Annotated in this window: 22 protein-coding genes; 8 read left to right on the top strand and 14 right to left on the bottom strand. The window is 66.0% G+C overall.

All coding sequences use genetic code 11. The features are described from left to right. Positions 1 to 39: 39 nt before the first annotated feature. On the top strand, positions 40 to 1,095 hold the full coding sequence (locus HJG53_RS08835; protein WP_171129572.1) for a DUF3667 domain-containing protein: 1,056 nt from the start codon (positions 40 to 42) through the stop codon (positions 1,093 to 1,095). Here the strand turns inward: HJG53_RS08835 and HJG53_RS08840 are convergent. Next, positions 1,092 to 2,054 (bottom strand): glycosyltransferase family 2 protein, encoded by a 963-nt coding sequence (locus HJG53_RS08840; RefSeq protein ID WP_254447605.1) that lies wholly within the window; start codon positions 2,052 to 2,054, stop codon positions 1,092 to 1,094. The genes HJG53_RS08835 and HJG53_RS08840 overlap by 4 nt on opposite strands. Before the next feature lie 59 nt (positions 2,055 to 2,113). Between HJG53_RS08840 and gatB the strand changes: the two genes are divergently transcribed. After that, positions 2,114 to 3,598 carry an Asp-tRNA(Asn)/Glu-tRNA(Gln) amidotransferase subunit GatB gene (gene gatB, locus HJG53_RS08845; protein ID WP_171129574.1) on the top strand — a complete coding sequence of 495 codons (1,485 nt, stop codon included), beginning with the start codon at positions 2,114 to 2,116 and terminating at the stop codon, positions 3,596 to 3,598. Positions 3,599 to 3,700: 102 nt separating this feature from the next. Further along, the gene (locus HJG53_RS08850; RefSeq protein ID WP_171129576.1) at positions 3,701 to 4,468 is read left to right on the top strand and encodes a hypothetical protein; all 768 of its coding nucleotides are present in this window, start codon (positions 3,701 to 3,703) and stop codon (positions 4,466 to 4,468) included. A 21-nt stretch (positions 4,469 to 4,489) separates the two neighbouring features. Here the strand turns inward: HJG53_RS08850 and HJG53_RS08855 are convergent, their stop codons facing one another. From HJG53_RS08855 to mdh, 10 genes are all read right to left on the bottom strand, one after another. Continuing rightward, positions 4,490 to 5,482, bottom strand: coding sequence for an ATP-dependent DNA ligase (locus HJG53_RS08855; protein ID WP_217352693.1), 993 nt, complete (start codon positions 5,480 to 5,482; stop codon positions 4,490 to 4,492). A 9-nt stretch (positions 5,483 to 5,491) separates the two neighbouring features. After that, the gene (locus tag HJG53_RS08860) at positions 5,492 to 6,139 is read right to left on the bottom strand and encodes a hypothetical protein (protein ID WP_254447606.1); all 648 of its coding nucleotides are present in this window, start codon (positions 6,137 to 6,139) and stop codon (positions 5,492 to 5,494) included. Positions 6,140 to 6,160: 21 nt separating this feature from the next. Then, entirely contained in the window at positions 6,161 to 6,859 is a 699-nt protein-coding gene (locus tag HJG53_RS08865) for a PepSY domain-containing protein (protein WP_171129578.1), read from the bottom strand. Then, positions 6,859 to 7,575, bottom strand: coding sequence for an alpha/beta hydrolase (locus HJG53_RS08870; RefSeq protein ID WP_174842749.1), 717 nt, complete (start codon positions 7,573 to 7,575; stop codon positions 6,859 to 6,861). The genes HJG53_RS08865 and HJG53_RS08870 overlap by 1 nt, the downstream gene beginning before the upstream one ends. Position 7,576: 1 nt before the next feature. Continuing rightward, the gene (lpdA, locus tag HJG53_RS08875; RefSeq protein ID WP_171129582.1) at positions 7,577 to 8,971 is read right to left on the bottom strand and encodes a dihydrolipoyl dehydrogenase; all 1,395 of its coding nucleotides are present in this window, start codon (positions 8,969 to 8,971) and stop codon (positions 7,577 to 7,579) included. A gap of 89 nt (positions 8,972 to 9,060) precedes the next feature. Then, positions 9,061 to 9,372, bottom strand: a complete 312-nt coding sequence (locus HJG53_RS08880; RefSeq protein ID WP_302477370.1) for a GIY-YIG nuclease family protein — start codon at positions 9,370 to 9,372, stop codon at positions 9,061 to 9,063. Between the two features lie 78 nt (positions 9,373 to 9,450). After that, positions 9,451 to 10,671: a 2-oxoglutarate dehydrogenase complex dihydrolipoyllysine-residue succinyltransferase gene (gene odhB / locus HJG53_RS08885; RefSeq protein ID WP_171129586.1), complete on the bottom strand. Its 1,221-nt coding sequence runs from the start codon at positions 10,669 to 10,671 to the stop codon at positions 9,451 to 9,453. A gap of 12 nt (positions 10,672 to 10,683) precedes the next feature. Further along, positions 10,684 to 13,641, bottom strand: a complete 2,958-nt coding sequence (locus tag HJG53_RS08890; RefSeq protein WP_171129587.1) for a 2-oxoglutarate dehydrogenase E1 component — start codon at positions 13,639 to 13,641, stop codon at positions 10,684 to 10,686. A gap of 174 nt (positions 13,642 to 13,815) precedes the next feature. Further along, a complete protein-coding gene (sucD, locus tag HJG53_RS08895; RefSeq protein WP_171129589.1) occupies positions 13,816 to 14,700 on the bottom strand; it encodes a succinate--CoA ligase subunit alpha in 885 nt (294 codons plus the stop codon). Between the two features lie 85 nt (positions 14,701 to 14,785). Then, positions 14,786 to 15,751 (bottom strand): malate dehydrogenase, encoded by a 966-nt coding sequence (gene mdh, locus HJG53_RS08900; protein ID WP_171129591.1) that lies wholly within the window; start codon positions 15,749 to 15,751, stop codon positions 14,786 to 14,788. Between the two features lie 149 nt (positions 15,752 to 15,900). Between mdh and HJG53_RS08905 the strand changes: the two genes are divergently transcribed. Together HJG53_RS08905 and HJG53_RS18985 are read left to right on the top strand one after the other, a co-directional pair. Further along, the gene (locus HJG53_RS08905; protein WP_171129593.1) at positions 15,901 to 16,116 is read left to right on the top strand and encodes a hypothetical protein; all 216 of its coding nucleotides are present in this window, start codon (positions 15,901 to 15,903) and stop codon (positions 16,114 to 16,116) included. Continuing rightward, a complete protein-coding gene (locus tag HJG53_RS18985) occupies positions 16,113 to 16,244 on the top strand; it encodes a hypothetical protein (RefSeq protein ID WP_302477358.1) in 132 nt (43 codons plus the stop codon). Before HJG53_RS08905 ends, HJG53_RS18985 begins: the two co-directional genes overlap by 4 nt. A gap of 3 nt (positions 16,245 to 16,247) precedes the next feature. Here HJG53_RS18985 and rlmN read toward each other — a convergent pair whose 3' ends face one another. Together rlmN and HJG53_RS08915 are read right to left on the bottom strand one after the other, a co-directional pair. Further along, positions 16,248 to 17,432, bottom strand: a complete 1,185-nt coding sequence (gene rlmN, locus HJG53_RS08910; RefSeq protein WP_171129739.1) for a 23S rRNA (adenine(2503)-C(2))-methyltransferase RlmN — start codon at positions 17,430 to 17,432, stop codon at positions 16,248 to 16,250. Between the two features lie 52 nt (positions 17,433 to 17,484). Continuing rightward, positions 17,485 to 18,129: a histidine phosphatase family protein gene (locus tag HJG53_RS08915; RefSeq protein ID WP_171129594.1), complete on the bottom strand. Its 645-nt coding sequence runs from the start codon at positions 18,127 to 18,129 to the stop codon at positions 17,485 to 17,487. Positions 18,130 to 18,248: 119 nt separating this feature from the next. On the opposite strand from HJG53_RS08915, the gene HJG53_RS08920 reads away from it, so the two are divergent. The 3 genes from HJG53_RS08920 to HJG53_RS08930 are packed head-to-tail and all read left to right on the top strand — an operon-like array spanning position 18,249 to position 21,264. Then, on the top strand, positions 18,249 to 19,538 hold the full coding sequence (locus HJG53_RS08920; RefSeq protein WP_171129596.1) for a homoserine dehydrogenase: 1,290 nt from the start codon (positions 18,249 to 18,251) through the stop codon (positions 19,536 to 19,538). Positions 19,539 to 19,555: 17 nt separating this feature from the next. After that, complete coding sequence (locus tag HJG53_RS08925) at positions 19,556 to 20,314, top strand: bifunctional precorrin-2 dehydrogenase/sirohydrochlorin ferrochelatase (protein ID WP_171129598.1); 759 nt, start codon at positions 19,556 to 19,558, stop codon at positions 20,312 to 20,314. Continuing rightward, positions 20,311 to 21,264, top strand: a complete 954-nt coding sequence (locus tag HJG53_RS08930) for a CorA family divalent cation transporter (RefSeq protein WP_171129600.1) — start codon at positions 20,311 to 20,313, stop codon at positions 21,262 to 21,264. Before HJG53_RS08925 ends, HJG53_RS08930 begins: the two co-directional genes overlap by 4 nt. Here the strand turns inward: HJG53_RS08930 and HJG53_RS08935 are convergent. After that, positions 21,261 to 21,797: inositol-3-phosphate synthase (locus HJG53_RS08935; RefSeq protein WP_368039542.1), on the bottom strand; the 537-nt coding region annotated here is incomplete at its 5' end. The genes HJG53_RS08930 and HJG53_RS08935 overlap by 4 nt on opposite strands.

Genomic DNA, 21,797 nt, shown 5'->3' on the forward strand with positions numbered 1-21,797 from the left:
GCCTAGCATGCGGGCCGGCAACGATGCTAGGCTCGCGCCATGACAGGGGCGGAAGCGGCAGGGGAGCTGGTGACCGGAGCTTTGGTCGCCGGCGCGGTGGAGCGGCATGCGGGCGCGCGCCACGGAGGCGGCGACCATGCGAGCCTCTGCCTCAACTGCGGGACGGCACTGCTGGGCGATTATTGCCATCGCTGCGGGCAGCCGGAACATATCCATCGCTCGCTGTCGGCGATCTGGCACGACCTGGCCCATGGTGTCCTGCATTTCGAGGGCAAGATCTGGAACACCCTGCCCCTGCTCGTCTGGCGGCCGGGCGAGCTGACCCGGCGCTTCATCCATGGCGAACGGGCGCGGTTCGTGTCGCCAATGGCGCTGTTTCTCTTCTCCGTCTTCCTGATGTTCGCAACCTTCGGCGCAATCGGCGCGCACCTGGAAATCCCGGACAACACACCACCGACGGCGGCCGCCCAGTCGAGCGCCAAGGCAGCGATCCCGAAAGTGGAAGCCGAGGTGGAGGCGCTGAAGGCTCAACTGCGCGCCACCAAGGATCCGGGCAAGGCCGAGGCCCTGAAGAGCCGCGAGGACGAGGCGCGGCGCGAACTGGCCAGCCTGCGCCAGATCGCGAGCTGGCAGCCGGGCCGCTTCACCGGCCTGAAGACCGGTTGGCTGCACCTCGACGAAGGCTTTGCGAAAGCGAACAAGAACCCCAATCTTGCGCTCTACAAGATGCAGTCGAGTGCTTACAAATATAGCTGGGCCCTGATCCTGCTTTCGACACCCTTCTTGTGGCTGCTCTATGCTTGGCACCGCAAGTACAAGGTCTACGATCATGCCGTGTTCGTGACCTATTCGCTGTCATTCATGTCGCTGCTGGTGATTGCGCTGACGCTGCTGAGCAAGGCGGGGCTGGGCGAGGATGCGGTCGCGCTGGCTGCCTTGGGCATCCCGCCCCTGCACATCTACCGGCAATTGCGCGGCGCATATGGCACGCGCCGGCGCTGGGCGCTCCTGCGCACGATGCTGCTCGTCGCCTTTGCGACAATCACGCTGACGGTGTTCTTCCTGCTGCTCTTCGCCGTCGGCGCGTTGGGCTAAACGCCCGGCGGCCGCTGCGCCAGGTAGGCGAGCCGCTTCACCTCGCGCCGGCCGCGCGTCACCGTGTCGAGGATCAGGCCGCAGGACAGGCTGAGAATGCCGAGCAGGACCAGGCCGGTCGACAGGATCGCGGTCGGGATGCGCGGGACGAGCCCGGTCTGGAGATAGGTGACGAACAGGTCGATCGAGAGCCCGACCGCCAGCGCCATGAAGAAGATCGAGACCAGACCAAAAAAGGCGACCGGCTTTTCGATCCGGTAAAGGTTGAGGATCAGCCCCAGGATGCGAAAGCCGTCGCGGTAGGTGGAGAGCTTCGACTCCGAACCTTCCGGCCGCGCGGCATAGGCGGTCGGCACCTCGGCGACCGGCATCTTCAGTTCAAGCGCATGAACGCTGATCTCGGTTTCGATCTCGAACCCTTCCGAAAGCGCCGGGAAGGATTTGACGAAGCGATTGGAAAAGACGCGGTAGCCGGACAGGATGTCGCTGAAGGTCTGGCCGAAAATCCAGGTGACGCAGCCGGTCAGCATGCGATTGCCGAAGCGGTGGCCGCGCCGATACGCCTCGGTCGCGTCGCTCTCGCGCGTGCCGACGACCATGTCGAGCTGCTCGGTCAACAGCCGCTCGATCATCTTCGGGGCCGCGCCGGCGTCATAGGTCGCGTCGCCGTCGGACAAGACGTAGACGTCCGCCTCTACGTCGGCGAACATGCGGCGGACGACATTGCCCTTGCCCTGCGTGCGCTCCGTCCGCACGACCGCGCCCGCCTCGCGCGCCACCCTGACCGTGTCGTCTTTCGAGTTGTTGTCGTAGACGTAGATGGCCGCGTCGGGCAGGGCGCGGCGAAAGCCCGCGATCGTCTGGGCGATCGCCGCTGCCTCATTATAGCAGGGCAGCAGCACGGCGACGCGCGGGGAGGTGGCGGAGGATGTCCCGGCGAGCCGTTCGACCATGTTCATGAGGTGCGGCTTTAGCACCGAAGTCTTGCCGAAGCGCTAGTCTCTTGCGAAGGGGGCGCATGGCTACCGCAGCATCCAGCACTTATCGCGTCCAGGGCGCCACCGGCGAGTGGGAGGTCGTGATCGGCCTCGAGGTCCATGCGCAGATCACCGCGTCCAAGGCCAAGCTCTTTTCGGGCGCCGCCACCGCGTTCGGCGCGGAGCCCAATGCGCAAGTGTCGTTGGTCGACGCCGCGATGCCCGGCATGCTGCCGGTGCCGAACCGCGAATGCATCCGCCAGGCGGTGCGCACCGGCATGGCGCTCGACGCGCAGATCAACCGCTGGTCGCGTTTCGACCGGAAGAATTACTTCTACGCCGACCTGCCGCAGGGCTATCAGATCTCCCAGCTCTATCACCCGCTGGTCGGCGAAGGCTCGATCGCGATCGAGCCCGAAGGCGGTGAGCCGAAGACGGTCGGCATCGAGCGTATCCATGTCGAGCAGGACGCCGGCAAGCTGATGCACGATCAGCACCCGACTCGCTCCTATGTCGACCTCAACCGGTCCGGCGTGGCGCTGATGGAGATCGTGTCCAAGCCCGACATGCGCTCACCCGCCGAGGCCGGGGCTTACGTGCGCAAACTCCGCTCTATTCTCCGCTATGTCGGCTCGTGCGACGGCAATATGGAAGAAGGCTCGATGCGCGCCGACGTGAACGTCAGCGTCCGCAAGCCGGGCGAGCCGTTCGGCACGCGCACCGAGACCAAGAACGTCAACTCGGTCCGCTTCGTCATGCAGGCGATCGAATATGAAGCGAGCCGCCAGGTCGATGTGCTGGAAAGCGGCGGGCGCATCGTCCAGGAAACGCGGCTGTTCGATCCCGACAAGGGCGAGACGCGCTCGATGCGTTCCAAGGAGGATGCGCACGACTATCGTTATTTCCCGGATCCGGACCTGCTGCCGCTGGAGCTGGACGAAGCGTTCGTCGAGGAGTGCCGCGCGAGCCTCCCCGAACTGCCGGACGAGAAGCGCCGCCGCTATGAACAGGAGCTGGGGATCAGCGCCTATAATGCCGAGGTGTTGACCGCCGAAGTCGAGACCGCCCGCTGGTTCGAGGCGCTGCTGGCCGAGGCCGGCGACAAGGTGACCGGCAAGGCCGCGTCCAACTGGGTGATCTCGGACCTGTTCGGCGCATTGAACCGCCTTGGCCTCTCGGTCGAGGAGAGCCCGGTCAGCCCCAAGCAGGCCGCCGAGCTGCTCGCGCTGGTGGCGGACGGCACGCTGTCGGGCACGCTCGCCAAGCAGGTGTTCGAGATCATGCTCGAGACGCGCGAGGATCCCGGCGCAATCGTCGAGGCACGGGGCCTGAAGCAGACCAGCGACACGGGAGCCATCGAGGCGGAGATCGCCAAGGTACTCGCCGCCAATGCCGACAAGGTCGAACAATATAAGGGCGGCAAGGAAGCCCTGTTCGGCTTCTTCGTCGGCCAGACGATGAAGGCCATGGGCGGCAAGGCGAACCCGCAGGTGGTCAACGAGCTGCTGCGAAAGGCCCTGGCGTAACGACCCTCGGCAACATTTTGTCACAAACTTGGATTTGGTTTGCGTATAGGGAGTTGCGTGTGACGTCGCGGCCCGTGCCGGGACTAAAAAGGGGGATCGCACATGCTTTCGAGACTGAAAGGCCGGATCAAGCGGTACTTCACGCCGCCGCATCCGATCGACCGGCAGCTTGGAATCGAGACGACGAATTTCGTGGGCCGCCGACAGAGCGCGACCGGGAACAAGGAACTCGACGAGAATAATGTCGGCTATGGCTGCGTGCAGCCCAGCGTCGTGCGCGGCTCGGTCAAGCTGATCCCAAATGTCGAGGCGCGCAGCTTCATGGACATTGGCTGTGGCAAGGGCCGTGTCCTCGCCGCGGCAAGCGAGTTCCCGTTCCGCGAGGAAGTGGGCTACGACATCGTGCCGCTGCTGGTCGACCGGACCAACAAGAACGGGGCGATCATCGCCGCGAAGTTCCCGGACCGGCCGAAAATCCACGCCACGCTCGACGATGTGATGGAGCACGGCAACTGGCCGGCCGGCGACCTGGCGATGTTTCTCTACAACAGCTTCCGCGAGCCGCTGGTGCGAAAGTTTGCGGCGGCGATCGAAGCCTGGGACGCGGCCAATCCCGACAAATCGCTCTATCTGGTCTATTGCAACCCGGTGCACTTCCACGTCTTCGACGCGTCGCCGAGCCTGGAGCGATTCGCGACCGACATGGTCTCCTACACCGATGAGGAAAAAGCCTCCCTCCATTCGGAGAATGTGGCGGACACCTTCATCATCTACCGCGTCAAGCGCGCGGGCGATGTGCCGCAATTGCCGGGCCATGATCGCCAGGTCCGAGTCACGGTGCCGGACCTGGGCGCCGACATGGTGATCTGAAGCCCGAGCTTAAAAGGAGCTTCAGTCGAGCTCCGTTGCTGCCACGGAAGCACCGGACACCAGCTGCGCCATCCGGCATTGTTCCGGCGCCTTGTCGGGGCGCCAGCGCAGGAAGCGCGTCGCGTGGCGAAAGCGCTGGCCGGTCACCTGATCATATTTGACTTCGGCGATCAGGTCCCAGCGCAGCGGCTGCCATTCGCCGGAGCGCTCGGTCGCCCAGCGGCTCGGCCCGCCCGGCGCGTCGCCAGTGAAGCCGGGTGTCCCCATCAAGGCCTCTAGCTGTTCGGTCAGTGCGCCCTTGTCGCCAGGCGGCGGGCAGAAGCCGACATGGTGGAGCCGGTCGTCATCGCCGAACAGGCCGAGCAGCAGCGAGCCCACTTCCTTCTTGCCTGACGCGTAGCGAAAGCCGCCGACCACGCAGTCGGCCGTGCGGATGCACTTGACCTTCAGCATCGCTCGCTCGCCGGGCCGATAGGGCTCGTCGAGCCGCTTGGCGACGACGCCGTCGAGCGCACCGCCCGTCTGGGCGAGCCAGGCGGCGGCCTTGGCGCGATCTCTCGTTGCCGGAGAGAGGAGCAGCGCCGCACCACCATGTGCGGCATGGAAACGCTCCAGCGCCGCGCGGCGGACCGAAAGCGGCTGCGCGGCGAGAACCTCGCCGTCCAGCGCGAGCAGGTCGAACAGCATGAACTGCGCCGGAGTTTCTGCCGCCAGCTTGCGGATGCGGCTTTCGGCCGGGTGAAGTCGCAGCTGCAGCGCCTCGAACGAGAGAGCGCCGCCAACGGGAATGATGAGCTCCCCATCCAATATGAAGCGATCGACGGGCAGCGCCTCCAGCATGGCCACCACCTCCGGAAAGTAACGCGCCAGCGGCTTGCCGGACTTGGAAGCGAGCCCGACCGTTCCGCCCTCCCTGATCGCGATGCACCGGAAGCCGTCCCATTTCGGCTCGAACTGCCAGCCGGCATCGGCCGGCAGGGCGTCGACCAGCTTCGCTTCCATCGGTGCGAGCATATCCACAGCTCAGCCCCCGGATTCGGCTCCGAAGCGCTTGGCGCAGGCGTCGAGGACGGCGACGGGAGAGCCGCGCTGGACAATGGTAGCCAGGGCCTTGTCTCGGGCGGCTTCGCCCTGCTTTTGCGTCAGGCCGCGGGCGCGGATGGTGGCGCCGAGCTTCGGATCGAGATCGCGGCGCATCTGGTCGTAGACGCGGATGCGGTCGATATAGTCGGCCTCGGATGCGCGCAGCGCCGTGGTGAAGAACGCCGCCAAATCCTGGCAGCCGGCCTGCGCATCCAGTGGATCGGACGGCAGGTCGACGTCCCCGGTCTTGGTGGCCGGGAACGCCGCTTCGCATCGCGGGATCAGCCGGTCCCATTTGCCCTGGGTCACCTTCTCGCCCAGCAGGGGCATGGCGTTGACGACGGCGGCGGAGCGCGTCTTGTCGAAGCTGCCTCCTTCGACGCCGGCCAGCAGCGCATAGTGGAGAATGCGGCCCTGCTGCTCGAGCGTCAGCTTGGCCTCGACATCGGCCGATGCGCGCCGTGCCTCTGCCGCGGCGATGACGCCGCAGGTCGCCGCGCGCTCGATCGGATCGGCCGGCAGTTCGGCCTCACGCCGGCCGCAACTGGCGAGAACGAGGGGCAACAACAGCCAGGCGCGCATCTTCATCTCCCATCCGTAACGATGGGATTACGGACGGACCGCTTTAGGGTTCCGCCGCCGGCGGCGACGCGTGAACAACAGGGCGGTGCCCGTGGCGGTCCCCAGCACGCCGATCACGGCCAGTCCGATCAGCAGCGGGTGGCTGGTATCCTCGCGCAGGCGCGGATCGAGGATGTGGAGACCCCACATGAAGTCATAGAGCCGCCATTGCCGCGTCCGGAGCGCAAGCACGGCGCCGGTTTCCGCATCGACATAGACATGCGCGCCGTCGGCAAAGGAAACGCGCCACGCCGGTCGGGGCTTGCGCAGGTCGAGCGGCGGATGATTGGCCGGCGTGCGGGTCACTTCATCGACCGCTGCGCTCCCGAGATACGAGGCGCGGGCGAGGAGCGTCGCCTCCTCGCCGCTCACCTTCGGGAGCAACCGCCCGGTGGCGAGGTCAGCGCGTCGCGCCTCTCCGGTGGTGAAGCTCGCCACCCACACAGGGCCGCCGGGCCGGCTTTCTACCGTGAGCGACTTCAGCGTGCGTCCGCGCGTGTCGGGCCAGCGCGCGGTTCCGGAATAAGCGAGCGGCACAGTCGGCGCACGCAGGTCCTCGCCGCGCACCTCCTCGACCGGCCGCGCAGCCATCCAGAGACCGGTGACCGTCCACAGCAGCAGCGGCACCGCCACGACCCAGCCGAGCCAGACGTGGAGGCGGTGGAAGGTGCGGTGCCCGGCTCTCATCAACTCTGCCGCTGCCCGGCTGCGAGCAGGTCGGCGACGGTGCGCATGACGCGTGGACGGAGCTGCACCCCCATATGGCTGCCGGGGATTTCGACTGTGTTCAATCCCGGTTCGGCAGGCGCATGGCATGCAAGGCCATTCACAAGACCGTCGCTGCGGCTCCAGATGGCGGTGGTCGGGACCGGCAACGGCGCGGCGATCTCCTGCTGCCGCGCGCGAACATCGTCGCTGTCCAGTTTCTCGCCGCTGACCAGCTCGTAGACGCGCCAGACATTGGTTGCGCGAGGGTCGCCCGCATAGGGCGAGGCAATCGTGATCACCTCCCGTACGTCATCAGCCAGCCGATGGGCTACCAGTCGCGCCAAAATCCCGCCAAGACTGATGCCGATCAGCGTCACGGGCTCCCCGCAGTCGGTGGCCAGCCCGTGAACGCGTTCGAACAGCAGCTCTGCTTCCGGCCCCACCGTTCGGGTTCCGAAGTTGCGGCCGAGGCCCCAACCCTCGACCCGATAGCCCAGCGAGGCTAGGTAGCGGCGAAGCACGAAGGTCGAACGATCCGAGTTGACCAGTCCGGGTAGCACCATGATCGGGCGGCCATCGCCCTGGCGAGCTCCCTGGAGCAAGCGCCACGCGGTCGCCAGGGACAGCACCGTCGCCGCTGCCCGCGGCACTTCGGCCGCCCAAAGCAATAGCGAAGGTGGCCGGAGCTCAGTCACATCAGACGTGAATCGGTTTCCCCGTCACCGCCATCGCCGCTTCTTTGAGCGCTTCCGAGTGGGTCGGGTGGGCGTGGCAGGTATAGGCGATGTCTTCGGAGGTGGCGCCGAATTCCATCGCCTGCGCGGCCTGGGCGATCATCGTGCCGGCAACCGACGCGATGATCCAGACGCCGAGCACGCGGTCGGTCTTGGCGTCGGCGACCACCTTTACGAAGCCGTCGGGCTCGTGATTCGTCTTGGCGCGGCTGTTGGCGAGCATCGGGAATTTGCCGACCTTCACCTCGCCCCGCTCCTTCGCCAGCTCCTCGGTCAGGCCCACGCCGGCGATCTCGGGGAAGGTGTAGACGACCGACGGGATCACGTCGTGGTTCACGATGCCGGTATGGCCGGCGATGTTCTCGGCCACCGCGATCCCTTCGTCCTCCGCCTTGTGGGCGAGCATCGGGCCGGGCGCGACGTCGCCGATCGCCCAGATTCCGGGCACGGCGGTGCGGAAATCGTGATCGATCTCGACCTGGCCGCGATTGTTGGTCTGCAGGCCGGCCGCTTCGAGATTGAGGCCGTCGGTGTTCGGACGGCGGCCGATCGAGACCAGCACCGCGTCCGCCTCGATCGTCTGCGCTTCCCCGCCGGCGGCCGGCTCAACAGTCAGCGTCGCCTTGCTGCCATCGACGGACACACCGGTGACCTTGGTCGACAGGCGGAACTCGAAGCCCTGCTTCTTGAAGATCTTGTTGGCTTCCTTGCGGACTTCGCCGTCAAAGCCGGGCAGGATCTGGTCGAGATATTCGACGCAGGTGACCTTGGCCCCCAGTCGCCGCCAGACGGAACCGAGCTCCAGCCCGATCACGCCGCCCCCAATCACGACGAGGTGCTCCGGCACCTTCTCCAGCTCAAGCGCGCCGGTCGAGTCGACGACCACCTTCTGGTCGATGGTCACGCCCGGCAGCGGAGTCACCGAGGAGCCGGTGGCGATGACGATGTTCTTCGCGCGCACCTCGCGGTCGCCGACCTTGACCGAATCCTTGCTCGTGAAGGCGGCACGCCCCTTCAGCCACTCGACCTTGTTCTTCCTGAACAGGAACTCGATGCCGCCGGTCAGCTGCTTCACCGCGTCACGGCGCTGGCCGTGCATCGCGTCCAAGTCGAGCGAGACATTGTCCATCTTCACGCCAAGCTTGGCGAGCGCGCCGCCCGCGGCTTCCTGGAACAGCTCGGAAGCGTGCAGCAGCGCCTTGGACGGAATGCAGCCGACGTTGAGGCACGTGCCGCCCAGCGTCTCCCGGCTCTCCGCGCACGCCGTCTTCAGCCCAAGCTGCGCCGCGCGGATCGCGGCGACATAGCCGCCGGGCCCGGCGCCGATCACGAGGACGTCATAGTCGTAGTCAGCCATCATCTACTCCTTGTTCCCCTGCGAAAGCAGGGGCCCAGAGTGGCGAAGTGCAGCGCGGGTGAGCCTGGACCCCTGCTTGCGCAGGGGAACTAAAGAGCTTGCGCTATCTCCGGCCACAAATCCTTCCAAAGCGGGTTAGATCGTTCGATCAGTTCGATCTTCAAAGACCGCTTCCATTTCTTCATCTGCAGCTCACGGAGGCGGGCTGCATCGAGATCGTCATATGCCTCGTACCAGACCAATAGCTCGCAGCCATATTCCTTCGTGAAACCCTCTACCAGACCGGTGCGGTGCTGGTATACGCGGCCGGGCAGGTCGCTGGTAACACCAATGTAGAGCGTGCCGTTCCGCTTGCTCGCCATGATGTAAACGCACCCGGACTTCGTGACTTCCTCCCTCAGTCATGTACCCGAAAGAGCAGGGAACAGGACCGTGCGTAACCGACTCCTGGCCCCCTGCTTTCGCAGGGGGGCAACAAACTAGAGATCAATCAGCAACCGCGTCGGATCCTCGATCGCGTTCTTCAGCGCGACCAGGAACGTCACCGCTTCGCGGCCATCGATCAGGCGGTGGTCGTAGCTGAGCGCCAGGTACATCATCGGGCGGATGACGATCTCGCCGTCGCGGACGACCGGACGGTCCTCGATGCGGTGAAGGCCGAGCACGGCGCTTTGCGGCGGGTTGATGATCGGCGTGGAGAGCAGCGAACCGAACACGCCGCCGTTCGAGATGGTGAAGGTGCCGCCCCTCATCTCATCCATCTTCAGCGTGCCGTCTTTCGCGCGCTTGCCGAAATCGGCGATCGTCTTCTCGATCGTCGCGACCGACATGTCCTGCGCATCGCGGACCACCGGCACGACCAGGCCGTTCGGGGCGGAAACGGCGACCGACACGTCGACATAGTCGCGATAGACGATCTCATCGCCCTCAATCGACGCATTGACGGCAGGCACGTCGCGCAGCGCCTGCACCGCTGCCTTCACAAAGAAGCCCATGAAGCCCAGGCGGACCTGGTGCTTCTTTTCGAACAGGTCCTTGTACTTGGTGCGCGCTTCCATGACGGCCGACATGTCGACGTCGTTGAACGTCGTCAGCATCGCTGCCGTGTTCTGCGCTTCCTTGAGGCGCGTGGCGATCGTCTGGCGGAGGCGCGTCATGCGGACGCGTTCTTCCTTCCGTGCCCCCGCGGGAGCGGCGGCCTGGGCTGCTGGCTGCGCGGGAGAGCTGGAGGGCGCCGGAGCCGTCGCGCCCTTGGCGTCGATCGCTGCCTGCACATCCTCCTTGGTCAGGCGACCGTCCTTGCCGGTGCCCTTGATCTGGGTCGGGTCGATGCCATTTTCGAGCACCAGACGCCGGACCGAGGGCGACAGGGTCAGGTCGCCGGCCGGCTCTTCCTGAACGGAAGCGGGAGCCGGAGCCGCCGATGCTGCGGCGGGCGCAGGAGCCGGAGCCGCGGCCGTGCCGCCGGCTTCGATCAAGCCGATCACCGCGCCGACCTGCACCGTATCGCCGACCTGCGCCGCATAGGCGCCCATCGTGCCGGCGACCGGCGAGGGCACCTCGACCGACACCTTGTCGGTTTCGAGGCTCGCGACCGGCTCGTCCGCCGCGACGGAGTCGCCCGGCTTCTTCAGCCATTCGCCAATGGTCGCTTCGGTGATCGACTCGCCGAGCACCGGCACTTTGATTTCGGTTGCCATGTTGCTTCTTCCTCAGCTCGTCGGAGCTTCTTTGGGACCCTTGGTCGCGCTATTGGCGCCGGCGCGCGTGCGGCGAATTTCGCCGCGCACGCTGTGGCCGAGCGCATCGGCGATCAGCGCGCCCTGTTCAGACGCGTGGCGCTTGGCAAGGCCGGTCGCCGGCGAGGCGGACGAGGCGCGGCCGGAATAGCGCGCGCGCTGCACGCGGCAGCCGGCGTTCGCGAGGCTATCCTCGATGAACGGCTCGACGAAGCCCCAAGCGCCATTGTTCTTCGGCTCTTCCTGCGCCCAGACCACATCCTCGACATTGGTCATGCGCTTCAGCCGCTCGGTCAGCGGCTCGCCCGGGAAGGGATAGAGCTGCTCGATCCGGACGATGGCGGTGTTCCGGTCGCCGGCGGCATCGCGCGCCTCGATCAGGTCATAGGCGACCTTGCCCGTGCAGAGAACGAGACGCTTGACCTGATCGTCGGCCGGCGCGGACGGGTCGGACAGGATGCGGCGGAAGTGGCTCGCGCCCAGGAAATCCTCGGCCGCCGAAACCGCCATCTTGTGTCGCAGCAGCGACTTTGGCGTCATGATCACCAGCGGCTTGCGGAACGGCCGCAGCATCTGCCGGCGCAGGATATGGAAGTAATTGGCGGGGGTCGTGCAGTTGGCGACCTGCATATTGTCCTGAGCGCAGAGCTGCAGATAGCGTTCCAGCCGCGCCGAGCTATGCTCCGGCCCCTGCCCCTCGTAACCGTGCGGCAGCAGCATCACGAGACCGTTGGCGCGCAGCCACTTGGCCTCGCCCGCCGCGATGAACTGGTCGATCATGATCTGCGCGCCATTGGCGAAGTCGCCGAATTGGGCTTCCCAGAGCACCAGCGTCTTCGGGTCGGCCAGCGCATAGCCATATTCGAAGCCGAGCACGCCATATTCGGAGAGCGGCGAGTCGAGGACTTCGAAGCGGCCGTGCGGCAGGGTCGTCAGGGGGATGTACTTGCCCTCGGTCTGCTGATCGACCCAGACGGCGTGGCGCTGGCTGAACGTGCCGCGCCCGCTATCCTGCCCGGAAAGCCGGACGGCATAGCCCTCCGTGACCAGGCTGCCGAAGGCGAGTGCCTCGCCGGTCGCCCAGTCGAAGCCCTGACCGGATTTGAACATCTCGCGCTTCGCATCGATGATGCGACCGAGCGTCTTGTGGACACTCACATCGTCCGGAACCGTGGTCAGCGTGCGGCCGAGGCTGTCGAACAATTTGCGATCGATGCCGGTTTCGACATTGCGCCGCGCGCTTTCGGCGTCGGCGGGCTTGTTGAGGCCCGACCAGCGGCCCGCGAACCAGTCCGCCTTGTTCGGCAGATAGGATTTGGCGCTCTCGAACTCTTCCTCAAGCTGTGCGGTGAAGCTCGCGGCGCACTCGCCGGCAAACCCGTCAGCGATCACATCCTGGGCGGTCAGCTTGTTCGCATAGACGGTGCTGACCGGCGGATGATCCTTGATCCGCGCATACATCAGCGGCTGGGTGAAGCTCGGCTCATCGCCTTCGTTGTGGCCGAAGCGGCGATAGCACCACATGTCGATGACGATGTCGCGGCCGAAACGCTGGCGGAACTCGATCGCGATCTTGCAGGCGAAGGTGACCGCCTCGGGATCGTCGCCGTTCACATGGAAGATGGGCGCCTGCACGCCCTTCGCGACATCCGAGGGATAGGGTGACGACCGCGCGAATTGGGGCGAGGTCGTGAAACCGATCTGGTTGTTGATGATGAAGTGGACGCAGCCGCCCGTGTTGTAGCCGCGGACGCCCGAAAAGCCGAGGCATTCCCAGACGATGCCCTGACCGGCGAAGGCCGCGTCGCCATGGATCAGCACCGGCAGCACCTGATCGTGCTTGTCGAGATTGTCGCGCATCACCTGCGTCGCGCGCACCTTGCCGAGCACGACCGGGTCGACCGCTTCCAGGTGCGAGGGGTTGGGCACCAGCGACATATGGACGCTGATCCCGTCGAACTCGCGATCGGTCGAGGTGCCGAGGTGATATTTGACGTCGCCGGAGCCGCCGACATCCTCCGGGTTGGCCGAGCCGCCGGAGAATTCATGGAAGATGACGCGGAACGGTTTCGCCATGACATTGGCGAGCACGTTCAATCGGCCGCGATGCGCCATGCCGTACACGATTTCGCGCACGCCCATCTGGCCGCCATATTTGATGACGGCTTCGAGCGCCGGGATCATCGCCTCGCCGCCATCGAGCCCGAAGCGCTTGGTGCCGACATATTTGCGGCCGAGGAATTTCTCGAACTGCTCGCCGCGAATCACGGCGGACAGGATCGCCTTCTTGCCTTCGGGCGTGAACTCGATCGCCTTGTCCTTGCCCTCCATCCGCTCCTGGAGGAAGCGCCGCTCTTCCGTGTCGGCGATGTGCATATATTCGAGACCCACCGGACCGCAGTAATTCTGCTGCAGGATCGCAACGATCTCGCGCACGGTCGCCTGCTGCAGGCCGAGCACCCCGCCGAGATAGATCGGCCGGTCGAGATCGGCGCCGGAAAAGCCATGATATTCGGGCGTAAGATCGGCCGGCAGCTCACGCTTGACCAGGCCGAGCGGGTCGAGCTGCGCCGCCAGATGCCCCCGCACGCGATAGGTACGGATCAGCAGCATCGCGCGGATCGAGTCCGCGGCCGCCTTGGCGATCGCATCGGGGTCGGCGGCAGGAACGGCCGGCGCTTTCCGCGCATCGGCCTTAGGCAAAACAGCGCTCTGCGTCGGGTCGAGCGCGGCGGTCAGCGCATCGGTGTCGGCCGGCGGCCAGTTGCTGCGCTTCCAGCTCGGCCCTTCGGTCGTGGCCTCCAGGCCTTCGAAGAAGCCCCGCCAGCTCGGCTCGACCGAACCGGGATTGGCGAGATAGCTGCGGTACAGCGCCTCGACGAAGGACGGCGACACGCCTTCGATGTCGAAGGACTGGTTCTCGTAACCCATAAGCGTCACTCCAAATCCTCCCCCGCCTGCGAGGGGAGGGGGACCAAGCGAAGCTTGGTGGAGGGGCCCGGAGCGTTAGCGGAGGGTTTGGCTTCCTCGCTTCGCTGCGGCCCCTCCACCACGCGCCGGGAGGCGCGCGGTCCCCCTCCCCTGCTTACGCAGGGGAGGATTATTTTACCCCTTCAACAGCGCCTGCAGCGTCTCGCCGAGTTCGGCGGGCGACGGCGACACGCGGATGCCGGCCGCCTCCATCGCGGCGATCTTGTCCTCGGCACCGCCCTTGCCGCCCGACACGATCGCGCCGGCATGGCCCATGCGACGCCCCGGAGGCGCGGTGCGGCCGGCGATGAAGCCGACGGTCGGCTTCTTGCGGCCGCGCTTCGCTTCGTCGATCAGGAACTGCGCCGCCTGCTCCTCGGCGTCGCCACCGATCTCGCCGATCATGATGATGGATTTGGTGTCGTCGTCGGCCAGAAACAACTCGAGCACGTCGATGAAGTTGGTGCCGTTGACCGGATCGCCGCCGATGCCGACCGCAGTCGTCTGGCCCAGGCCCGCATTCGACGTCTGGAACACCGCTTCGTAGGTAAGCGTGCCGGAGCGCGAGACGACACCGACCGAGCCCTTTTTGAAGATATTGCCCGGCATGATGCCGATCTTGCACTCATTGGGCGTCAGCACGCCTGGGCAGTTCGGCCCGATCAGCCGCGACTTGGAGCCGCTGAGCGCGCGCTTCACCTTGACCATGTCGAGCACCGGAATCCCTTCCGTGATGCAGACGATCAGCGGCACTTCGGCGTCGATGGCCTCGAGAATCGAGTCAGCGGCAAAGGGCGGCGGCACATAGATGACCGACGCATCGGCACCGGTCGTCTTCACGGCTTCCTCGACCGTGTCGAACACCGGCAGACCGATATGGGTGGTGCCGCCCTTGCCCGGCGTCACGCCGCCAACAACCTTGGTGCCGTACGCAATCGCCTGTTCCGAATGGAACGTGCCCTGCGCGCCGGTGAACCCCTGGGTAATCACCTTGGTGTTCGCGTTGACGAGAATGCTCATGCTCTAACCGTTCCTCTGCGTTCCGCAGTGCAGGCCGGCGCCAACGCCCGCCTCGCCACTGGACCCCGGCCTTCGCCGGGAAACATTAGGCCTTCAGGCTATTGTCGATGCCGGCGCAGGCGGTCATCAGCTCGCGCACCGCATCCACCGAGACCTGGAAGTTCTGCTTGGCTTCCGCGTTCAGCTCGATCTCCACGATCTTCTCGACGCCGCCGGCACCGATGATCACCGGCACACCGACATAGAGGTCGTTCTGGCCATATTGACCCTGCAGGAACGCCGCGCAGGGGAGCAGGCGCTTCTTGTCCTTAAGGTAAGCCTCGGCCATTTCGATGCCGCTGGTGGCCGGCGCGTAATAGGCCGACCCAGTCTTCAGCAGCGCGACGATCTCACCGCCGCCGGAGCGGGTGCGCTGGACGATGGCGTCGATCCGCTCCTGCGTCGACCAGCCCATCTTGATCAGCGCCGGGATCGGAATGCCGGCCACGGTCGAATATTCGATGACGGGGACCATCGTGTCGCCATGGCCACCGAGTACGAAGGCGGTGACGTCCTGCTTCGACACGCCGAATTCCTCGGCGAGGAAGTGGCGGAAGCGCGCCGAGTCCAGCACGCCGGCCATGCCGACGACCTTGTTGTGCGGGAGGCCGGAGAACTCGCGCAGCGCCCAGACCATCGCGTCCAGCGGGTTGGTGATGCAGATGACGAACGCGTCCGGCGCATGCGCCTTGATGCCTTCGCCAACCGCCTTCATCACCTTGAGGTTGATGCCGAGCAGGTCGTCGCGGCTCATGCCAGGCTTGCGAGCGACGCCGGCGGTGACGATGCACACATCGGCGCCGGCAATGTCGGCATAATCATTGGTGCCCTTGAGATTGCCGTCCTTGCCCTCGACCGGGCCGCACTGGTTCAGGTCCAGCGCCTTGCCCTGCGGCACGCCCTCGACCACGTCGAACAACACCACATCGCCAAGGTCGCGGGTCAGCGCCAGATGCGCCAGCGTTCCGCCGATATTGCCAGCGCCGATCAGCGCAATCTTGTGCCGAGCCATTCGGGTCTCCCAAGCAAAGTCGGCACGCGCTTAGGCCGGTAAGGTTAAGGGATCAACCTCACGCTCGGGATTATCTTTGCTATTGCGAATGAGTTGCAAAACGGCGCAGCCCGCTTGCCGGTGCCACCTAGGCTCCATATGCCGATCACATGAAAGACATGGATGCGGTCCGCTACAATGAAAAGGTGAAGCGGCTCTCGACGCTGCTTGGTGCGGGTGGGCTCGCTCTGATCGTTACCGCTTCGACGCGGTGGCTTGACCATGATGCGAATCTTACGACGGCCCTGTGGATAATCGCCGGCCTATTCTTTATATGGGGGAGCGTGCAGATGAACGAGTTGCTGCAGCTGGAGGATGAGTTATGACACTGGCTGAAATCGGGGTCGTCGTCGTCCCGGGCTCATTTGCGTTGATCATGTACCTCTATCTGCTGAACGAACGCCGCAAGCTGATCGCCGCGCGCGAACGGCGGCGGCAGCATCCCGCCGAATAAGTCTTAGCCGAGCGCCGCCAGCTTCTCTTCCGCCTGCCGATCGAGTTCGGCGCGCGATTTCTTCTCCGCCGCCGTCTTCAGCTGCCCGCAGGCGGCATCGATGTCGCGGCCGCGGGGGGTGCGTACTGGAGCTGAAATCCCCGCTTCGAAAATGATGTTGCTGAAGGAGCGGATCCGTTCCGGGTCTGAACATTCGTAAGGCGCGCCAGGCCAGGGATTGAACGGGATCAGGTTAACCTTGGCCGGCAGCTTGTACTTGCGGATCAGGCGGACGAGTTCGCGCGCGTCATCGTCGCTGTCGTTCTTACCCTTAAGCATCACATATTCGAACGTGATGCGGCGAGCATTGTTGGCGCCGGGATAGTCGGCACAGGCCTGGAGCAGTTCCTCGATGCCGTATTTGCGGTTGAGCGGCACGATCTCGTCGCGCACGTCCTTGGTGACCGCGTGCAGCGAAACGGCGAGGTTGACGCCGATCTCTTCCCCCGCCTGCGCCATCTTGGGCACGACGCCCGAGGTCGACAGGGTGATGCGACGCTTGGACAGCGCTAGGCCGTCGCCGTCCATCACGATCTTCAGCGCGTCGCGCACATTGTCGAAATTATAGAGCGGCTCGCCCATGCCCATCATGACGATGTTGGTGAGCAGGCGCCCTTCCGGCTGGCTCGGCCATTCGCCCAGCCCATCGCGCGCGAGCATGACCTGGCCGACGATCTCGCCCGCAGTCAGATTGCGGACCAGCCGCATCGTGCCGGTGTGGCAGAAGCGACAGTTGAGCGTGCAGCCGACCTGGCTGGAGACGCAGAGCGTGCCCCGGTCCGCATCCGGGATGAAGACCATCTCGTAATCCTGGCCGTCATCCGACCGGAGCAGCCATTTGCGCGTGCCGTCGGTCGAGACCTGCGCCTCGACCACCTCGGGACGCCCAATCACGAAGCGTTCGGCCAGCCAGGGCTGTTGCGCCTTGGCGATGTCCGTCATCAGCGCGAAGTCGGTAACGCCGCGATTGTAGATCCAGTGCCAGAGCTGCTTGGCGCGCAGCTTCGCCTGCCGTTCGTCGAGGCCGGCAGCGAGCAGCGCTTCCCGGATCTGGGGCCGCGAGAGGCCGACCAGGTCCAGTCTGCCGTCTGCGCGCGGAACGGCTGCGCGGGGCACGGGTACGGGATCGATATGGCCGGGCATCTGCATGGCGGGGGTCATCACCCGCCCATGTAGGGCGATTGCGGCGATTTTGCGAGGGTCACGCGGGTGCGTGGCCGGCGCCCAGATGGACGATCGTCTCGACCCCGTTTTCGATCATCACCATGCTGCCCTGCGGCAGACTGGGGGCGATGGGCGCGGACCAACGCGGCTCGACATCCACGCCCGTCATCAGCCCGCGCAGCACCCGGCTCGACATGCCGTGCATGATGATCAGCTTGTCGCCCGCCTCGCGCCCATGCTCGTCGAGCCAGGAGGTCAGCCGCGCGGCAATCTCGTCATACCATTCGCCCTGGGGCGGCCGGACGGAGAAGAGGCTTTGGGTGCGATCCATGATGTCGCCCTGCTCGGCGATGATCTCGGCATAGCTGCGGCCGCCCCAGGCACCCACGTTGATTTCAGACAGGCGTTGGTCGCGACGCGCGCTGTGCCAGTCCTCGCCGATCTGCTCGCAGACGACCGCCAGCGTTTGCAGTGCGCGCCCGTAGGGCGAGGCCCAGAGATGCGACGGGCGCGCTCCGTCGCCCAGGAACCGCGCCAGTCCCTCGCCCATCGCGTCGGCCTGGGCGAACCCCGCACGGGTGAGCGGCGTGTCCATCGCGTCGCCCTGCATCCGCCCCGCGGCGTTGAACACGGTCTCGCCATGGCGGGCGATGAAAAAGCGGCCGGGAAGATCGAGCGTCATGCAACGCCCCCTAACCCTCTTCGTCCCTCCCGCAAAAGCGGGAACCTGGCTTTCTTCTTCTTTCGCGGGCGCAGCAAAGTCGGTAGCTGGGTCCCCGCTTTCGCGGGGATGACGGAAAAATGGGTGAGCCGCTTCGTATTGCTCTGGCCGGGCTCGGCACCGTTGGCGGCGGCGTCGTCCGGCTGCTCGACGCCAATCGGGAGCTGATTGCCCGGCGTGCCGGTCGCCCGATCGAGGTGGTCGCCGTCTCGGCGCGCGACCGAACCAAGGATCGCGGCGTCGACCTTTCCCGCTTCGAATGGGTCGACGATACCGGGGCCCTGGCCGATCATCCTGCCGTTGATGTCGTCGTCGAGTTGATCGGTGGCAGCGACGGGCCCGCGCTCGCCCTTGCCCGCAAAAGCATCGACAATGGCCGCGCCTTCGTCACCGCCAACAAGGCAATGATCGCGCATCATGGCCTAGAGCTTGCCCAGGCTGCCGAGGCCAAGGGCACGGCGCTTAAATATGAAGCGGCGGTCGCGGGCGGCATTCCGGTGATCAAGGGCCTGCGCGAGGGCGCCGCCGCCAATGAGCTGGCGCATGTCTACGGCATCCTGAACGGCACCTGCAATTACATCCTGACGACGATGGAGGCGGAGGGCCGCGACTTCGCCGATGTGCTCGCCGAGGCGCAGGCGCTCGGCTATGCCGAGGCGGACCCGAGCTTCGACATCGACGGCGTCGATGCCGCGCACAAATTGTCGATCCTCGCCAGCCTCGCCTTCGGCACCCGCCTTGACTTCGACAACGTGGCAGTCACCGGCATCCGCCACGTGCTTGCGGCCGATATCGCCGAGGCCGCCGCGCTCGGCTACAAGGTGCGGCTGCTCGGACATGCGGAGACCTTGAGTGACGGTCTGTTCCAGCGCGTCCACCCGCATCTGGTGCCGGTCAGCCATCCGCTCGCCCATGTCGCGGGATCGCTGAACGCCGTGGTAGCCGAGGGCAATTTCGTCGGGCGGCTGTTTTTCGAAGGACGCGGCGCGGGCGATGGCCCGACCGCCAGCGCGGTGGTCGCCGACCTGATCGACATCGCGCGCGGCGAGTTCGGCCCCGCCTTCGCCATGCCCGTCGCCTCGCTCGACGTACGTGCCCCCGCCGATGCGGGCGAGCGCCGCGGCCGGGCCTATCTGCGCTTCACCGTCGAGGACAAGGTCGGCGTGCTGGCGGAGATCGCGGCGGCGATGCGCGATTCCAATGTGTCGATCGAGAGCCTGATCCAGCGCGGCGCGCAGGACGACGGCGCGGTGCTGGTCGCAATCGTCACCCACGAAAGTCCCGAGCGGAACATCGCGCATGCGTTGGAACGACTGGAAGGCTCGCCCAGCATTCGCGGCAAGCCGATGCTGATGCATATTCTCGACTGACCGGATAAGACACTGCGGTGCACAGCCTGCCCGTCTTCCTCCGGCTGCAAGGGCGGTCCGTCATCCTCATCGGCGAGGGCGAGATGGCAGAGGCCAAGCGCCGGCTGCTGGAGCGTGCCGGCGCGCTGATCGTCGGAGAAGCGGACGACGCCAGGATCGCCATCGTCGCGCTCGAGCGGCCGGAAGAAGCCGCAGCGCGCCTCAGGCAGCGGGGCATGCTCGTCAACGTGGTCGACCGGCCGGACCTGTGCGACTTTACCCTGCCGGCGATCGTGGACCGTGATCCGGTGCTGATCGCGATCGGCACGGGCGGCGCGTCGGCCGGGCTCGCGAAGGCGCTGCGGCAGCGTCTCGAGCGAATGCTGCCCACGTCCCTGGGCGGGCTGGCGGCAGCGCTGCAAGGCGCCCGCGCAAGGATGCGCGCGCGGTGGCCGAACGCCGCGATGCGGCGGCGGATGATCGATGCTGCGCTGGAGGATGGCGGCCCCCTCGATCCGCTCGGCGATGGCACCGGGGTCGAGGCCTGGCTCGAGCAACCTGACGCTGCCGCGTCCGACGACCTGATCCGGTTCACCCTCGCCTCCGCGGACCCCGACGACCTGACGCTCCGCCAGGCGCGCTTGCTCGGCCAGGCCGACCGGGTCTTTCACCGCCCGGACGTCCCGTCCGCGATCCTGGCTCGGGCGCGGGCGGACGCGGCCCGGATCGCCTGCGAGGCACCGCCCGAACAACCCGGTTCCGGCCTGTCCCTCGACCTTGCTATGGCGCATCCATGAAAGATTTCGCCTTTGTGGATGACGGACACAATGTCCGCGCAACGTCCCATGAAGAAGCGGCGGCGGCCAAGGGCACGGCACGACTGGTCTGGATTCACCTCGACCAGCGCGACGCCGGCACCCGCGCCTTTCTGGCCGGGAAAATGGGACTGCTCGACGTGGTGGTGAACGCGTTGACGGCGCTTGAGACGCGGCCGCGCTGCGAACCGATGGATGGCGGCGCGCTCGTCAATCTGCGCGGTCTGTCGCTCAAGGATGAGGACGAAGCCGATGATCTGGTCTCGATCCGGATGTGGATCGGACGCGGCTGCATCGTGTCGACCGCGCGCTTCGCGATGCGTCCGCTGCCGGCGATGTGCGAGGCGTTCAAGGCAGGACAGGTCAAAGATCCGGGCGACTTCGTCGCATTGCTCGCGCGGCTGATCACCGAAGACCTCGACCCCGACGTCGCCGAACTGGGCGACAGCCTCGACGAATGCGAACTGATGCTGGACGGCAGAAAGGCGTTCGCCCTGCGCGGCGAGATCGCGAAGACGCGCGCCAGGGCGATCGAATATCGCCGCTTCGTTGCCCCCCAGCGCCAAGCCCTGGAGCGGCTCGCCGGGCTGGAATGCGCCTGGCTGGAGCCCGACGACCGGCTGCACCTGAACGAAGCGGCCGACCGGTTCGCGCGGATGGCAGAGGAGCTGGAAAGCATCCGCGAACGGGCCGCGCTCATGCACGAGCAGATCACCGACCTGCATGCCGAGATGATCGATACCCGCGCGCTGCTCGTCTCGGTGCTGGCGCTGATCTTCCTGCCGCTGACCTATCTGACCGGCCTCTATGGCATGAACGTGCCGCTGCCCGGCCAGAATGACCGCTTCGCCTTCGATGTGATCGTTGGCGTCTCGGTCGCCTTTCTGGCCGGCGGCATGCTCTATTTCGTCAAGGCACGCTGGTTCCGCTAGCCGATGAACGCCTCGACGGCGGAGAAGGCTTCATCGTCGGTCATCTGCACGGGCGGATGTTTGCAGAACCAGGCGGAGGCGGGGAGGATGGCGCCTGATAAGCCGCGGTCGCGGGCGAGTTTGGCGCAGCGGATCATGTCGATGGCGACGCCGGCGGAGTTGGGGCTGTCCTCGACCGAGAGGCGCAGTTCCAGGTTCATCGGCACGCCGCCGAACAGCTGGCCTTCCATCCTGAGGAAGCAGACCTTGTTGTCGTTCTGCCAGGCCACGTAATCCGATGGCCCGACATGGATGTTCTCGTCGGCCAAGCGTTCTTCCGCGACCGACTGCACCGCTTCGGTCTTCGACACCTTCTTGGAGGCGAGCCGCTGGCGGTTCGACATGTTCAAAAAGTCGGTGTTGCCGCCGGTGTTGAGCTGGTAGGTGCGGTCGAGCCTGACGCCGCGCTTCTTGAACAGGTCGGTCAGCACGCGGTGGACGATGGTCGCGCCCAGCTGCGCCTTGATGTCGTCGCCGATGATCGGCACGCCGGC

The sequence above is a fragment of the Sphingomonas sp. ID1715 genome, from assembly GCF_013044515.1.
In the GTDB taxonomy this organism is placed as follows: Bacteria; Pseudomonadota; Alphaproteobacteria; order Sphingomonadales; family Sphingomonadaceae; genus Sphingomonas_B.

Coding starts and splice junctions, on each gene's coding strand:
- HJG53_RS08835 (WP_171129572.1), top strand. CDS start 40: ATGACAGGGGCGGAAGCGGCAGGGGAGCTGGTGACCGGAGCTTTGGTC.
- HJG53_RS08840 (WP_254447605.1), bottom strand. CDS start 2,054: ATGAACATGGTCGAACGGCTCGCCGGGACATCCTCCGCCACCTCCCCG.
- gatB (WP_171129574.1), top strand. CDS start 2,114: ATGGCTACCGCAGCATCCAGCACTTATCGCGTCCAGGGCGCCACCGGC.
- HJG53_RS08850 (WP_171129576.1), top strand. CDS start 3,701: ATGCTTTCGAGACTGAAAGGCCGGATCAAGCGGTACTTCACGCCGCCG.
- HJG53_RS08855 (WP_217352693.1), bottom strand. CDS start 5,482: ATGCTCGCACCGATGGAAGCGAAGCTGGTCGACGCCCTGCCGGCCGAT.
- HJG53_RS08860 (WP_254447606.1), bottom strand. CDS start 6,139: ATGAAGATGCGCGCCTGGCTGTTGTTGCCCCTCGTTCTCGCCAGTTGC.
- HJG53_RS08865 (WP_171129578.1), bottom strand. CDS start 6,859: ATGAGAGCCGGGCACCGCACCTTCCACCGCCTCCACGTCTGGCTCGGC.
- lpdA (WP_171129582.1), bottom strand. CDS start 8,971: ATGGCTGACTACGACTATGACGTCCTCGTGATCGGCGCCGGGCCCGGC.
- odhB (WP_171129586.1), bottom strand. CDS start 10,671: ATGGCAACCGAAATCAAAGTGCCGGTGCTCGGCGAGTCGATCACCGAA.
- HJG53_RS08890 (WP_171129587.1), bottom strand. CDS start 13,641: ATGGGTTACGAGAACCAGTCCTTCGACATCGAAGGCGTGTCGCCGTCC.
- sucD (WP_171129589.1), bottom strand. CDS start 14,700: ATGAGCATTCTCGTCAACGCGAACACCAAGGTGATTACCCAGGGGTTC.
- mdh (WP_171129591.1), bottom strand. CDS start 15,751: ATGGCTCGGCACAAGATTGCGCTGATCGGCGCTGGCAATATCGGCGGA.
- HJG53_RS08905 (WP_171129593.1), top strand. CDS start 15,901: ATGAAAGACATGGATGCGGTCCGCTACAATGAAAAGGTGAAGCGGCTC.
- HJG53_RS18985 (WP_302477358.1), top strand. CDS start 16,113: ATGACACTGGCTGAAATCGGGGTCGTCGTCGTCCCGGGCTCATTTGCG.
- rlmN (WP_171129739.1), bottom strand. CDS start 17,432: ATGCAGATGCCCGGCCATATCGATCCCGTACCCGTGCCCCGCGCAGCC.
- HJG53_RS08915 (WP_171129594.1), bottom strand. CDS start 18,129: ATGACGCTCGATCTTCCCGGCCGCTTTTTCATCGCCCGCCATGGCGAG.
- HJG53_RS08920 (WP_171129596.1), top strand. CDS start 18,249: ATGGGTGAGCCGCTTCGTATTGCTCTGGCCGGGCTCGGCACCGTTGGC.
- HJG53_RS08930 (WP_171129600.1), top strand. CDS start 20,311: ATGAAAGATTTCGCCTTTGTGGATGACGGACACAATGTCCGCGCAACG.